Source organism: Pseudoalteromonas sp. SR43-2, from assembly GCF_014163885.1.
In the GTDB taxonomy this organism is placed as follows: Bacteria; Pseudomonadota; Gammaproteobacteria; order Enterobacterales; family Alteromonadaceae; genus Pseudoalteromonas; species Pseudoalteromonas distincta.
Map to the genome: position 1 here is coordinate 35,914 of NZ_JACJED010000014.1, position 13,798 is coordinate 49,711.

Here is a 13,798-nt window from a genome sequence, read left to right on the forward strand (position 1 = left end):
AAATCATGATTCGATAACTTAAAGTTATGTAATTTGAGAGACACAATGAACTTGCATGCACTTCGGGTGTTTTATACGGTAGCAAAGCTTGGTAGTTTTTCAGGCGCAGCCGAGGCGCTTTTTATAAGCCAACCCGCTGTATCTAAAGCGCTAAAAGAGCTTGAGCACCAATTAAATATTCAACTTATAGAGCGTGCATCTAAAGGCAAAAAACTTACCTTAAGCGAGGGCGGCCAAGCCTTGTATGATCATGCACGTAGCATTTTTGCCATTGAAAAAGCCGCCATTGAAGATATTAAATCACGCACAGGGCTTAAGCGCGGCACACTCGTTATAGGCACCAGTACAACCATTGCCAGTTATTGGCTACCGCCCTATTTAGCTAATTTTTGCGCGCAGTATCCGCATATAAAAGTAGAAGTACAAGTTGCCAATACCGCGCAAATTGAGCACGCATTGCTAGAATGCACTATAGATTTAGCACTGGTTGAGGGCACCCCCACCGAGCCGCATATCATAAGTAAGCACTGGCAAAACGATTTAATGAGTGTTGTTATACCTAGTAACTTTAAGCCCACTAAAAACTTAAAAGCATGGTTAAACAATCAATTTTGGTTATTACGCGAGCCAGGCTCTGGCACTTTAGAGGTGTCGGTTAAGTTATTAGCAGAGCATGGCGTACAAGCAGAGCAAAGTATGCAATTAGGCAGCAACGAAGCCATAGCAAGGGCCGTCGCTCAAGGTATGGGGGTCGCTTTATTGCCAAATGTAGTTACTGAGGATTTAGTGCAACTAGGCAAATTAACACGCCTGAGCCAAAAAAATAACGAGCAACTCTCTCGGCCACTTTATCAATTGCATTATAAAGACAGACCGTCTTCACATGCTGCGCAAGCATTCGAAAAAAGCCTGTTTAGTGAATAATGTTTGATCTGAGCTGTAAGCCGAGTAAGAAAACGGTTGTGTAACATTAATCGCTTATTGTGGTGTTACCTTAATTTATTATATATAAGCCAACTAGTTGAACCCATTGAAAGTACTAATAAATGAAGAACCAATGTTTCACGATTAAATTCACTAAATAGACTGAGTAAAAAAACTGGAAGTATGCTTAAGATTAAAACTACAGGTAATTTAAATAAATTTAACTTTTGGAGTAATAAGCTAATAGGTAATCCGTAAATGAACATTAAAGGATAAAAATAAAATAAACTTCCCACCCCTATTGATACACCAAAACCAACACCTGAAATTAATGAACTCACAGAAGTATAGTTTTCGATACCCGCATAAAAATAACAAAAACCAAGTACTGGTAATGCAATTAAAGGACTAAGAATCGCAGCAATCAAATTTTTACGTAGCTCCTTAGACATATTAAGACATACCACAACGAGCTTGTAGATTAATTCGTTTTTTATTTGTTTTAATTGATATACAAACCATAGCTGAATTCCTATTTTGGCTCAGCCAAAGGGGTAAAACTTGGCCTTACACATTAAAGTACCAGGAGACTAGTTATATGAGTCCAGCAGCTACCTCATAAACCTATTAGTTAAATCGGTAAACCAAATACAAGCAAGCTGAACTTACAAACCCTGAGTTAAGTCTTGCGCTAACGTACCCGTTGGCTTTTCAATTACGCGTACCAACTCTTTGCCATTTTGTTTAACAATAAACGTTGGTGTGTATTGTAAGTCGTGAGCCTGTGCAATGCCTGCATCGTCTTGCTTGTTGTAACCTACGGCCACATAGTCAATGCTTGCAAGTTGTACTTTCGATGCATCAATTAACTTAATGAGTTTTGGCACTTCGCGCTCACTGTCGTGGCACCACGTTCCAAATAATACAATAAGCTCTTTGCCTTCTAGCTTTTGCATTAGGGCTATATCTTGTGTTGTTGGTGTATACGCTTTGTATTGCTCGTTAAACTTGTCGTAGTCGCTTAGCAGTGCTTGCGTACTTATCTCGCCCGAAAATGGCGCTGTAGCATAGCTTACAAGCGGCATGCTTAAAGCGCACAGTAAAATTAATTGTTTAAACATAAGGTTGCTCTTAATTTAGGTATTAATTTAGGTATTAAACGACTATACCCAATATTGAGTGTGGAGTGAACAACTCAAAACCGTTACTTTTTATCCATAAAAAAGTTAACTTGCGATAAGTTAGTTAAATATTCTCGCCTTACGTCTTTATTCTCAGCTAGCTTGTCTAAATCACCAATTAAGGTAGCAAGCTTAGTATACGAGTGGCGGTTCGTTTCTATAAAATCGTCTTGCTTGTCATCACTCTCATCGCGCTCTTTTTTATTCATGTTGTAGCTGTTTTCGTTTTCTTCAAGCCAAATATCGTCAATTAAGCGAATGTCGCTTTTACTAACTGTTTGCTCTTGCATCGCCATTTGCAGCTCGTATTGATTGGTTTGCGGATTAAACTCAAACATTTTTGTATCAACATCAACCGCGTGAGACTGATCAAGCCCCACAAGTTCTTTATTCTTAACTGCGGTGTTTACGTTATAACTCTCTTCTTTGTCGTAGTAGTCGGGGCGACTGTATTGATAATCAAAGTGACTACTTACGTTTTTACTTTGTGTTACACCGCTAAGATCCCCTAATTGGCTTTGTTCAGTTACTTGGCTTAGCTCAATAGTACTTTTAGGCTGATAGTCGCCGTTATCCAGCGCATATGAAAAAGTGGCATCAAAATCAGCGAGCTTAGAAATACCCGCCCCTAAAGTATTGGGTGCTTTATTACCGAGTCCTTGGTAACGGGGATCGTCTGTAATCATGTTATCAACCAAATCAGCAACCATAGCGCGTCCGTCATTAAAGTGCTTATCTGCAAGCGACTCAATATTGCTATAACGCTCTGCCGCTGACGACATACTTGCAAAAGCGCCTTTAAACAATGCAAAACCTTGCTGCATTGCCTCATCGCCTTTGCGCCCAAATGCCGACTCTTTATCGTCCTGGGTACTGTTTACTCGGCTATCTTCTAGGCTTTGATCTAGCGACGCTAAATACTGCTGCATTTGCTGCGTGTCTTTAGCGCCAATGGTTGACATATCGAGTGCAAAATCAATGTCGTTTTGCCCACCTAAGGCTTTAAACACAAGTGCTTGCTGGTTTGATGCTTCATCAATGGAGTAACTTAAATCAAGTGTGTTCTCTCCTGTATCAAGCGCATCATTTTGCGTTGTTGAAAACGACACATTAAAACCGGCTAACTGTTCACTATTAAAGCCCGCTAAAAAATCTAAGCTCATGTCTGTTTGGTTTGGCACTATAATAGGGTTAAATGAGTTCTCACTCACTTTAAAAAACTCATCGGCCATTTCGCCAACACCCGCCATAACCTGCGTTAAAGCGCCATGTTCAGCCTCAGATAAATTGCCATTAACTTCGTAACTTATGCCAAAGCCATCTATCGCTTCACCGGTTTCTTCGTCATAACCTTGTGATGAGTTAAAGGTAATGTTTATAACATCACCCTCTTTAGTTTTTACCGAGAGCTCAAACAGGTAGTTATCGTCATCCTCGTATTTTGCGCGATTAAGGCTTTCCATGTATGGATTAAGTGAACGCTCAACACGTTGCTGGCTTGAGGCTAAAAACGTTTTTTGCTCATGCCCAAGCTGACCTAAACTCGATAAAATATCGCTGGTATTAGCATAAGCACCCTGAATATTTTTAACCGACGTATTTAATCGCTCAATTAATTGGGTGCTATTTTCGTTTTTTAATAACCCCTCATGCTGAGAGCTTATTACGGTGCGCAGGGCGAGTTCTTCATCGGAGAGTTTATAGTTAAGCGTGCTCGGCGTGCTTGAAATTGTAAATAACGAGGTAAGTTGCTGCTTTAAAACGTCCTCTACTTTTTGATTACTGGCTAGTGCTTCGTCAATAGTTTCGTTATTTAGCTGGCTTAATAATTCATCGGATATTTTGGGGGCGTTAGTTTGTAAATCATTAATAGCTTGAAGGTCGCTACCGGTTAGTAGCGAAGGACTCACAGAGGTTTGATTAGCGTTATTAACTGATTGGGCAAGTAAAGTGCTTAAATTAGACTGGCTGCCAAGTGCATTATTAACCATGATTATCCTTAATCGCTAAACCCTGTTAAGTAATTTATCGGTCACAGCATTAAAAGCTTTAGCTTAAGGAGATGTTTTTTACCTATTATTTATACAAACAACCCATTAATAAATTAAATAAGCATAAATCTAAATCGAATAAGCGTAGGTCGGATAAGCGCAGCGCCATGCGACAATTCACTATTCTATTCGCTTAACACTTCCATCTGTTTCTTTAATTCTTTTTACTAAAAAGTCGACCGCCGCTTTTACCTTTGGTACTAAATAGCGCTGCTTTTGATACAACAAATAAACCGCCATAGTCGCATTTTGGCTTATAGCTAATTCATGCTCAAACTTAAGCTCTTGCAACTGGCCAGACTCAAGGTATGAGTCGAGCGCCCATCGAGTTGACATTAAAATGCCCTCGCCATTACACGCTTTTTTAGCCAGCCACGATCCGTTATTTGAAATAGCGACCGCAGGCCCAGAAACGTCGTGCCATTGATCATCTACTTTACATAACCAAGGCGTTGGCCCCGCTGGCGTTTTAAAATAAAGGCCACTGTGGCCCTTTAATTCCATAACATTAGTGGGCATACCGTATTTTTGTAAATAGCAGGGTGACGCAACAGGAATAAAGCCGTTATCCATTAGTTTTATTGCTAGCACGCGTTCATTTGGCGCATACCCTCCACGAATGGCTATATCAACGTCGTCACGCCCGAGTGTCGACAGCTCATCACTTAAGCTAACATCTAATATAATTTCGGGGTATAGCGCGCTAAATTCATCTAGCAGTGGCAGTAATATTTTGTCACCAAAACTTACCATTGAGCTTATACATAATCGCCCCATTGGTGTTGTTTGATAACTGCGTACAGTTTCGTGGCTTTGCTCTAGCTGATTTAATATTTGCTGAACATCGTTATAGTAAATTTGCCCAACTTCGGTCAATTTAACTATGCGGGTCGAGCGCTTTAAAAGCGTCGCACCTAGGCTTTTTTCTAAATCAGCAACTCGCCGTGACAACGACGAAGGCGGCACACCAAACCCTTTTGCAGCTTTAGTAAAACTGCCTGTTTCGACTACTTTTATAAAATATCGTATGGCTTTTAGTTGATCCAAGTTGCCTCTCCATTAAATAAAATGCTTTATTGTCTTAAAGACAAAAGTGATTCGCATTTTCCCCTATATATAAGCAAATTAAAACAAGTAATAATGATCTTAACTTATATACACGCTTTAATTTATTTAACGCCAATAGTTAAAGCTTAAAACCAAAGGCTACATTATGATCACTTTGCACGGCTTCGCAGCTAGTAACTATTACAACTTGGTTAAGCATGTACTTTTACACAAAGAGCTGCCATTTAATGAGCACCTTATATACAACAACGACGAGCAGTTTTTAGCTATAAACCCTATGGGAAAAGTACCGGCTATTACCACCGCTGATGGGCTAAATATTGCAGAATCGAGCGTTATTTGCGACTACCTTGAAGAAACCTACCCAAGCAACACGCTATACCCTGAAGATTCAGCCGAGCGTGCTTTTGTTCGCCAAATTATGAAAATAAGTGAGCTTTACTTTGAGTTGCCAAGCAGACGCTTAATCCCGTATGTATTTACAGGCTCCCCTGCACCTGAACACGTAAAAGACGACATTCGCAAGCTATTAACGCGCGGTGTAAACGCCCTTTGTGAATTAACGCATTTTTCGCCGTGGATAGCAGGCGAACAATTTAGCATGGCAGATATTTACGTTTACTACGTAAATACAGTGGTTAACGCATTCACGCCAAAAGAGCTTAATTGGGATGTATTGGCCGAAATCCCAGGTATGAAAGAATGGCAAGTAAAAATGAGCCAATCGACTATTGCACAGCAAATAGAGGCAGATCGCCAAGCAAATATGCCTGAGTTTATGCAAAAGGTAACAGCACAAATACAGGCAGCTCAAAGCAAGTAATTACGCTATACGCTACCCATTCTCAATTTATAGGAACAGTATTATGACAGATAAAAATATCCAACTTACTTCAACTATCAGCGAAGACAATAAACTCACACTTGCCTTAAAAAACATCGAGATGCCAGAGCCAAATGCCGATGAAGTGGTTATTCGTATTGAAGCTGCACCATTAAATCCATCAGACTTAGGCGTTTTATTCAGCGCAGCTGATATGTCTACTGCAAAGCAATCAGGTACTGATGAAAACCCAGTAATTACTGCTGATGTTCCAGCTCAATTTATGCCATCACTTAAAACACGTGTTGGTAAAGCAACACCTGTAGGTAATGAAGGTGCTGGCACCGTAGTAGCAGCTGGCTCATCACCAGCCGCACAAGCATTAATGGGTAAAACCGTTGCAGTAATTGGCGGCGGTACGTATCGTCAATTTATATGTGCCAATGTACAAAGTTGCTTAGAGCTAAAAGAAGGGACTACCGCTAAAGAAGGTGCATCATCTTTTGTTAACCCACTTACCGCACTAGCAATGGTAGAAACCATGCGCGCTGAAGGTCATAAAGCTATTATTCACGCGGCTGCAGCTTCTAACCTTGGCCAAATGCTAAACCGTATTTGTATTGCCGATGGCGTTGATTTAATAAATATTGTTCGTAAACCAGAACAAGAAAAATTACTGCGCGATATGGGTGCAAAATATATTGTTAACTCAAGCAGCGACACTTTTCTTGCTGACCTAACAGCTGCAATAATCGAAACCGGTGCAACTATAGCGTTTGACCCAATCGGTGGCGGCCAACTAACAAGTGACATTCTTAACTGTATGGAAGTTGCAGCTGCGCGCGATATGAAAGAGCACACAATTTATGGCTCTGATACATTTAAACAAGTGTACATTTATGGCGCACTAGACCGCGGCCCTATTACATTAAACCGTAACTTTGGTTTTGCATGGGCTGTAAACGGGTTCTTGTTATTTAATGCCTTAGGTAAATTAGGCACAGATACAGTAATGAAAATGCGCAAACGCGTTGCTGATGAAATCACCACTACATTTGCGAGCAACTACACGCACGAAGTGTCATTAGCTGAGGTGTTACATTTACAGTCAATCGCGGCTTATTCTAAACAAGCCACCGGGGAGAAGTACTTAATTAAACCTCAAGCTTAATTAAATATTCTTCGTTAAAATTAAAAAGCAGATACTAATTAGGTATCTGCTTTTTTATGTTTAGCACAAGGGCTTTTTATATTGCCTTTCCCCTGCACTGCTTTTATTAAAGGTATACATGCTAAAGAAAGTATTAGTGCAATGAAAAAGCCAATCATAGTGTTGCCAAACCAGATCCTAAAAACATTATTTAATAAAGCTAAAATAAGAGCAGATATAAGCCACGGATTTACGTTTTTCATTTTTAATTCCTTTTATGTTTTGAACAACTATTTTCATCAAACTTATTTAAATACTACAATTTTATTAACGACTATTTCCCTGTGACGTGTGACCTATTTGATTAATTCTACAGCTGTATGTTTGCTATTTTAATGGTCACCTAAGCGCAAGCTCAGAGCCAGGCTCAGGAATTACAGGCCGCTATAGCTTACTTAAGCTCAAGCAAGAAAAACAAGACGCAAAAACCTACGCCCTCGGCGTTAACTACATCGTAAACAAAAACTTAAAATTTATGGCCGACTACATTAAAGCCAATTACTTTGAGGCGGGCGGCACTATCACATCGGGTAATGCTATCTCATTAAGGCTGCAGTATTCATTTTAATGCGCTTTGCGTGTTTAGTCGGTTAGCCTAAAACTATAAAGCCCCTGTATTAAACGTTACGTTTAATACAGGGGCTTTATAGTTACCTAGTAAATAACATTTAAGTTAGTTTATAAATACTAATTACCAGCATCAGCAAATTGTATTGGGTAATCCATATCGCCGCTGCGGTTAATACTATTACACAGGTTTTTATTAAAATTGGCCAGTGATGGGTCGATGGTGTGCTCATTAACTACAATACCGTCACTTCGCCTTTTAACCTCAATAGATCCGATTGTTTTAATCGCTGATAAATTATCGCCTACGTTTTTAAATATAAAATACTCAATGTGTTCAGCAATAGATTCCGCGTTTTCGATATCTCCCTTAACGGCAGGCACTTGGTAGTTAACACTATTACACGTTAAATCATAAACCCTTACTAATTCTAGCTCGTCAGCTCCTTGCATATCAGCAATAACTTTAATAGTTGGCTGCGTTGTTGTTTCAAGCAAGTATTGTGTTTCACTCATTTCGCTTAAAGAAAAAGTATCAGCACTTTCAGCTATAGAACAGCCTGATAATAAAGTAAAAACTAAAAACACTGATTTATTGAAAAACATCTTTGAATACCTTATTTCTAACTAATTCAGCTAATATTTTATGACGACTGTCGTAACTATTAGTATATTTGTTAACCTTTTTTGTAATCGAATCCGTAACATTCTTTGATGAGCCTTTATCAGCTAATTTATACAATTCATTGATTCGCCAAAATGCTAATGCAGATCTAACAGCGTACTTTGGTGTGGATAATAATTGAGGTGAAGATATGAAGTTTTTAGTTTCATTCCAATATGAATTATGTGATGCCTGTACTGAAGTATAGTTTGCTTTACCAGTCAGTTGTATTATGCCTCTCCCTCTAAAATTCCAGCCATCCCCAGATACTGCATCACCATTACCTATTCTATTTGCATAAGCATTGTTAGCTATTGCTCTTGTATCTGCTCGTTGATTATTTGCAGGATCATAGCCATGTTTATCAGCTTCTGCTGGATTATTTCGATAATAAGAAAAAGTAGCTTTTAATATTGCAGGCCTATAATTTAAATTTTCCTCTAAAGAAAACTTCGCTCCGACCTCCTTTCTAGCTTGTGCCAAAAAATGACAAAGCCTTAATTCACTATTTATTTGCCCAATAACAAGACTATCATTTAGTTCCCTTGCAACTTCATCTAATAATAAATCTGAGACGCTTTGGCTGCTCCAGATTTTTCTTAAATGGCCTTTACTTATTTTTTTTTTAACGTTTCTATTATTTAAAATTATTGAAGAACTCAATTCAAACTCCTTTTATGAGATAACATTTTTTTGTACAACCATCTATATATTAATATTACTTGTATGATCATTTAAATCATACTTCGAATTAAGCTGTATATCCATTACTTCAACTAAGATTTCAATGATTTAAAAAAACAATTAATACATATGTAAAAATGCGGAGCATTCTGTTTATAGTTATTAATTAGTACTCGTATGTATATTGCTTAGTTTTTAATTACCAAGCAATGAGATAAAAGCAATCTTATTTTTGCAATTATACCCTTCAACTCATCTACCCTTTTATACTTATTTTTACACCAGTCATAATTCTGTAACCTCAACAGGTGATAATTCAAACTCGAACTGTATTTTTTATAATCAAGAAGACTAAGTAAGATGAGTACACCCTTAGTGCAACTAACATTTGCACTGCAATCATTTGATGATTCTATGTCTGCGGCGATGAGCCACGCTATGGAATATGAAAAGCTATCGCTAAAAGCCAATGCTGCGCATAACATCACGCTGCAATGTGTGTTGCCTGATGGCGCAAATGAGAGCGATGTTATTTCACTAAGTGCAACGCAGCCCAGTGCGCGTGGGGCGCAGTATTTTACTGAAAAAACGCTGAGCAATGCAGACCTTGAATCTGGTACTGTAAACCTTACTTTAAGTAACATTACACAAAGCCAGTGTTTTGTAGTGCAAATGATGCTGCACGGAAAAAACACGACCTTAAAAGAAAGCCAGCAACTCGATGTGTACATTAAAGCATTTGAGCAAGGCTATATTCCTGAGCAAATAAAAACTGAACATACCAAGTCACAGGGCGTTCGTAGCTACTTTGCGAGTATGGGTTCTACGTTTTTATCGCTGTTTTAGTGCTGGCTGCACTTAAATTACGCGACGCGTCTTATAAGTTATTAATCAGCAAAACTTACTTTACCCATAGTAACTCCCGCAATACCTTGTGCGGTGTTACTTAGGTGTTGCTGCTCTCCTGCTAGACATTCGTTTGCTAAAATAGCAAATAACACAGCCTCTTTTGCATCAGGGTTTATACCTAAATCGTCGGTATTTTTAAAAGCCTTAATACGTGGGCAAAGCGCTGTAAGTTGCGCCATTAGTAATGGGTTATGAATACCCCCACCACTTGCATACACCACACAATTTTGTTCGCGCTCTGCACACTCGTTTAATGCATTTGCTATAGCGGTTGCAGTAAAGGTATTTAAAGTGGCCATTACATCTTCATGGCTTAAGTGCTGTGTATTTGTAAGCTGCTGTGCGGCGTTTAAATACGCTAAGTTAAATACCTCAGGCCCTGTGGTTTTAGGCATTGGGAGTTTAAAAAATGCGTTATTACATAATGCATTTAATAATGGTGTATTTACCTTGCCTGCTTTTGCTATTTTTGCGCCATCGTCATAATGCATATCTTTAAAATGTTGCTGTACGTAGGCATCCATAATGGTATTACCGGGGCCAATGTCGGAGCTAAACACACCGTTTGCATCACAATTTTTGGGTAAAAACGTTAAGTTAGCTATGCCGCCCATATTTAGCAAAACCCGACTCTCAGCAGCGCTCGAAAAATACAAATAATCGCCATACACAGCAAGCGGTGCGCCCTCGCCTCCTGCGGCTATGTGTTTTTGCCTAAAATCACCAATGGTAGTAATACCCGTAGTAACGGCTATCTGGTCACTATCGCCAATTTGTAAGGTGCCATTAGTAAAGCTTTTATGGTTATGCTGCGACTGCGGGCAGTGGTAAATGGTTTGCCCGTGGCTTGCTATTACATCAATACTTGCTGGGTTTATATTCCACTTAGCTAAGCACTGATTAACCATATTGCCATGGAGTTTACCTACCCACGGGTGCAGTAAAGTTACAAGCTCTAAATCGCACTCTCGTTTGGCAAATACCTGCTTTATTTTAGTTTTATAATCGTCGTTGTAGTCAACGGTGGTAAAATTTAAAACCTCAATGTGAGTATTTAAGCCCGCGCCCGTTACTTTACACAGTGCAACATCAAGCCCATCCAACGAGGTGCCGCTCATTAAACCAATAATTAAACGGCTTGGTTTTAGGGCGCTGTTATAAAGCGCTTTAATGTGAGGGTGCATAATGGCATCTAAAATAGGTGTAATATTTTGCTTATATTAGAGGACTTTAAAACAAAGTAATAGCCGTAAAGCGTTTAATTTAGGTTCTGATTGTTTAACTCTTAAATGATTGTTAAGTTAGTGTGCATACTAAAAATTTATGAAAAAATATGATCACCCTCAGAGAGTTTAAAGCCCAAGACGCGCCTTTTATTATTAATACCTTAAATGATGAACAGGTAACGCGTTATTTATCGTCAAAAATTCCGTTTCCGTATACGAAAGCCGATGCAAACTGGTGGATAAACCAAGGCTCAAAAAACGGCGTAATTGATGCAACGGCTAAGGCCATTGTTGTAAATGGGCAATTTGCGGGCTGTATTGGTATAACTCCCGGCGAATTTGAATACAACCGCAGTGGCGAAATTGGTTATTGGCTTAATAAAGCCTATTGGGGGAAAGGCATTATTACTCGCGCTATTGAACTTATATGCAATGAAGCGTTTGCAAGCTCACACTTAAACAGAATTTTTGGTGCCGTGTTTGCTGGTAATACCGGCTCTATGAAAGCACTTACTAAGAGCGGCTTTGAGCAAGAGGCTGTGCTTAAACAGGCCATTTATAAAAACGGGGTATTTTACAACAATCATATATTTAGTAAGCTCAAAGCAGACTAATTACTCTAATTAAATTTGCGTAAAGGTTGAATTATCAACCACCCGCCCAAAACTCCTTTATTAAGGTACGCATTGTACATATTCATACTGCTTAGCCGCGCATTATTGTTTAGCTGAACACGATTTTTAAAACGTAAACATTCGGTAAGTAGTTTATTTATATTAATAGGAGGTCTTTTATGTCTACGACTAGTCGCCAACTTACTCTTGAATCACGCCCTAATGGCGCTCCAACAGATGAAAACTTTAAATTAAAAACGGTAGAGCTTCCTGCATTAAAAGACGGCGAAGTTTTACTACGTACTATATACCTATCGCTAGACCCGTATATGCGTGGTCGTATGAGCGATGCTAAGTCGTACGCAGATCCAGTTAATATTGGCGATGTAATGGTTGGCGCAACCGTGTGCCAAATAGAAGAGTCTAAAAACGATAAGTTTAGCGAAGGCGAGTGGGTACTTGCCTACACAGGTTGGCAAGACTACGCCATTACCGACGGCGAAGGCTTAATGCAGTTAGGTAAAGAGCCTGCAAACCCTTCATACGCATTAGGTATTATGGGTATGCCTGGCTTTACTGCTTACATGGGTTTACTTGATATTGGCCAGCCTAAAGAAGGCGAAACCGTAGTTGTTGCAGCAGCAACAGGCCCAGTAGGTGCAACGGTTGGTCAAATAGCTAAAATTAAAGGCTGTAAAGTAGTCGGTGTTGCTGGTGGTAGCGAAAAATGTGCACACGCCGTTGAAAAACTAGGGTTTGATGCCTGTATTGATCACAAAGCTGATGACTTTGCAGACCAACTAGAAAAAGCGTGTGATAACGGCATAGATGTTTATTACGAAAATGTGGGCGGTAAAGTATTCGACGCCGTATTACCATTACTAAATACAGCAGCGCGCGTACCATTGTGTGGTTTAGTATCGCAATATAACGCAACTAGCTTACCAGAAGGCCCAGACCGTTTAGGTATGCTAATGGGTCAATTGCTTACTAAGCGTATTAAAATGCAAGGCTTTATCATTTTTGATGATTACGGCGACCGTTACGACGAGTTTGCACAAGACATGCAAAAATGGCTACAAGACGGAAAAATTCAATACCGTGAGCACATGGTAGAAGGCATCGAAAATACAGTAGACGCGTTCAACGATATGATATCCGGTAAAAACTTTGGTAAAACTGTGGTTAAAATTAATAACCCACTTTAATTTTATACGGCTTGTAAGGCAAAGCCCTTACAAGCCACAAAAGGACTGACATGATTAAACTACACCATTTAAATAAATCCCGCTCTAAACGTATAATTTGGCTTTTAGAAGAGCTAGATGTTGACTACGAAATTGTGGCTTATCAGCGTAATAAAGACACATTCCTAGCACCTGACGAACTAAAGCATATTCATCAACTTGGCAAGTCACCGGTAATTGAAGATGGCGGTTTAATTATTGCTGAATCAGGCGCTATTACCGACTACCTTATTTCTAAATACGGTAACGGCAAATTTGCTCCAAAAGTAGATACCGCTGAATATGTTGACTACCAGCAATGGCTGCACTTTGCAGAAAGCTCAGCAATTTTACCGCTTTTACTTAAAATGTTTGTACTAAAAGACGGCGCTAAAACGCAGTTTTTAGAAGGCTATGCCGACGCTGAAACAGCTAAAGTAATTAGCTACTTTAATGACCGCCTAGAAGGTAAACGTTATTTAGTGGGCGATACCCTAACGGGCGCTGACTTTATGATGTCGTTTATTGTTGAAATTGTTAAAAACTCAGGTCAATTAGCGCACTTTAAAAACCTCGTTAAATACGACGAGCAATTACAAAGCCATGAGAAGTTTCATACAGCTAATGAGCTAGAAGCAAAGTACGACTAAA

At 39.3% G+C, this 13,798-nt stretch carries 16 protein-coding genes; 8 read left to right on the top strand and 8 right to left on the bottom strand.

The window, feature by feature from the left end:
• Positions 1-45: 45 nt before the first annotated feature.
• Positions 46-924 (top strand): LysR family transcriptional regulator, encoded by an 879-nt coding sequence (locus H5120_RS12650; protein WP_182674735.1) that lies wholly within the window; start codon positions 46-48, stop codon positions 922-924.
• A gap of 65 nt (positions 925-989) precedes the next feature.
• On the opposite strand, the gene H5120_RS12655 is transcribed toward H5120_RS12650, so the two are convergent.
• From H5120_RS12655 to H5120_RS12670, 4 genes are all read right to left on the bottom strand, one after another.
• Positions 990-1,376, bottom strand: a complete 387-nt coding sequence (locus tag H5120_RS12655) for a hypothetical protein (protein WP_033021542.1) — start codon at positions 1,374-1,376, stop codon at positions 990-992.
• 213 nt (positions 1,377-1,589) lie between these two features.
• Positions 1,590-2,045, bottom strand: coding sequence for a thioredoxin family protein (locus H5120_RS12660; RefSeq protein ID WP_182674737.1), 456 nt, complete (start codon positions 2,043-2,045; stop codon positions 1,590-1,592).
• 83 nt (positions 2,046-2,128) lie between these two features.
• Positions 2,129-4,096: a hypothetical protein gene (locus H5120_RS12665; RefSeq protein ID WP_182674739.1), complete on the bottom strand. Its 1,968-nt coding sequence runs from the start codon at positions 4,094-4,096 to the stop codon at positions 2,129-2,131.
• 180 nt (positions 4,097-4,276) lie between these two features.
• Positions 4,277-5,203 (bottom strand): LysR family transcriptional regulator, encoded by a 927-nt coding sequence (locus H5120_RS12670; RefSeq protein WP_182674741.1) that lies wholly within the window; start codon positions 5,201-5,203, stop codon positions 4,277-4,279.
• A gap of 166 nt (positions 5,204-5,369) precedes the next feature.
• On the opposite strand from H5120_RS12670, the gene H5120_RS12675 reads away from it, so the two are divergent.
• Together H5120_RS12675 and H5120_RS12680 are read left to right on the top strand one after the other, a co-directional pair.
• Entirely contained in the window at positions 5,370-6,047 is a 678-nt protein-coding gene (locus H5120_RS12675) for a glutathione S-transferase family protein (protein WP_149592725.1), read from the top strand.
• Between the two features lie 43 nt (positions 6,048-6,090).
• Positions 6,091-7,218 carry a zinc-binding dehydrogenase gene (locus H5120_RS12680; RefSeq protein ID WP_182674743.1) on the top strand — a complete coding sequence of 376 codons (1,128 nt, stop codon included), beginning with the start codon at positions 6,091-6,093 and terminating at the stop codon, positions 7,216-7,218.
• Between the two features lie 38 nt (positions 7,219-7,256).
• On the opposite strand, the gene H5120_RS12685 is transcribed toward H5120_RS12680, so the two are convergent.
• Complete coding sequence (locus H5120_RS12685; RefSeq protein WP_182674745.1) at positions 7,257-7,460, bottom strand: hypothetical protein; 204 nt, start codon at positions 7,458-7,460, stop codon at positions 7,257-7,259.
• 170 nt (positions 7,461-7,630) lie between these two features.
• Between H5120_RS12685 and H5120_RS12690 the strand changes: the two genes are divergently transcribed.
• Positions 7,631-7,825 carry a porin gene (locus H5120_RS12690; protein ID WP_310735976.1) on the top strand — a complete coding sequence of 65 codons (195 nt, stop codon included), beginning with the start codon at positions 7,631-7,633 and terminating at the stop codon, positions 7,823-7,825.
• 119 nt (positions 7,826-7,944) lie between these two features.
• On the opposite strand, the gene H5120_RS12695 is transcribed toward H5120_RS12690, so the two are convergent.
• Together H5120_RS12695 and H5120_RS12700 are read right to left on the bottom strand one after the other, a co-directional pair.
• On the bottom strand, positions 7,945-8,430 hold the full coding sequence (locus H5120_RS12695) for a hypothetical protein (RefSeq protein WP_182674747.1): 486 nt from the start codon (positions 8,428-8,430) through the stop codon (positions 7,945-7,947).
• A complete protein-coding gene (locus H5120_RS12700) occupies positions 8,417-9,151 on the bottom strand; it encodes a hypothetical protein (RefSeq protein ID WP_182674749.1) in 735 nt (244 codons plus the stop codon). Before H5120_RS12700 ends, H5120_RS12695 begins: the two co-directional genes overlap by 14 nt.
• A gap of 381 nt (positions 9,152-9,532) precedes the next feature.
• Between H5120_RS12700 and H5120_RS12705 the strand changes: the two genes are divergently transcribed.
• The gene (locus H5120_RS12705; protein WP_010554987.1) at positions 9,533-10,018 is read left to right on the top strand and encodes a hypothetical protein; all 486 of its coding nucleotides are present in this window, start codon (positions 9,533-9,535) and stop codon (positions 10,016-10,018) included.
• Between the two features lie 41 nt (positions 10,019-10,059).
• Here the strand turns inward: H5120_RS12705 and H5120_RS12710 are convergent, their stop codons facing one another.
• Positions 10,060-11,265 (bottom strand): anhydro-N-acetylmuramic acid kinase, encoded by a 1,206-nt coding sequence (locus tag H5120_RS12710; protein WP_182674751.1) that lies wholly within the window; start codon positions 11,263-11,265, stop codon positions 10,060-10,062.
• A gap of 149 nt (positions 11,266-11,414) precedes the next feature.
• Between H5120_RS12710 and H5120_RS12715 the strand changes: the two genes are divergently transcribed.
• The 3 genes from H5120_RS12715 to H5120_RS12725 all read left to right on the top strand — a co-directional run bounded on the left by H5120_RS12715 (position 11,415) and on the right by H5120_RS12725 (position 13,797).
• Complete coding sequence (locus tag H5120_RS12715; RefSeq protein WP_182674752.1) at positions 11,415-11,921, top strand: GNAT family N-acetyltransferase; 507 nt, start codon at positions 11,415-11,417, stop codon at positions 11,919-11,921.
• 179 nt (positions 11,922-12,100) lie between these two features.
• Complete coding sequence (locus H5120_RS12720; protein ID WP_182674755.1) at positions 12,101-13,129, top strand: NADP-dependent oxidoreductase; 1,029 nt, start codon at positions 12,101-12,103, stop codon at positions 13,127-13,129.
• A gap of 50 nt (positions 13,130-13,179) precedes the next feature.
• Positions 13,180-13,797, top strand: a complete 618-nt coding sequence (locus H5120_RS12725; protein ID WP_002962787.1) for a glutathione S-transferase family protein — start codon at positions 13,180-13,182, stop codon at positions 13,795-13,797.
• Position 13,798 lies beyond the last annotated feature (1 nt).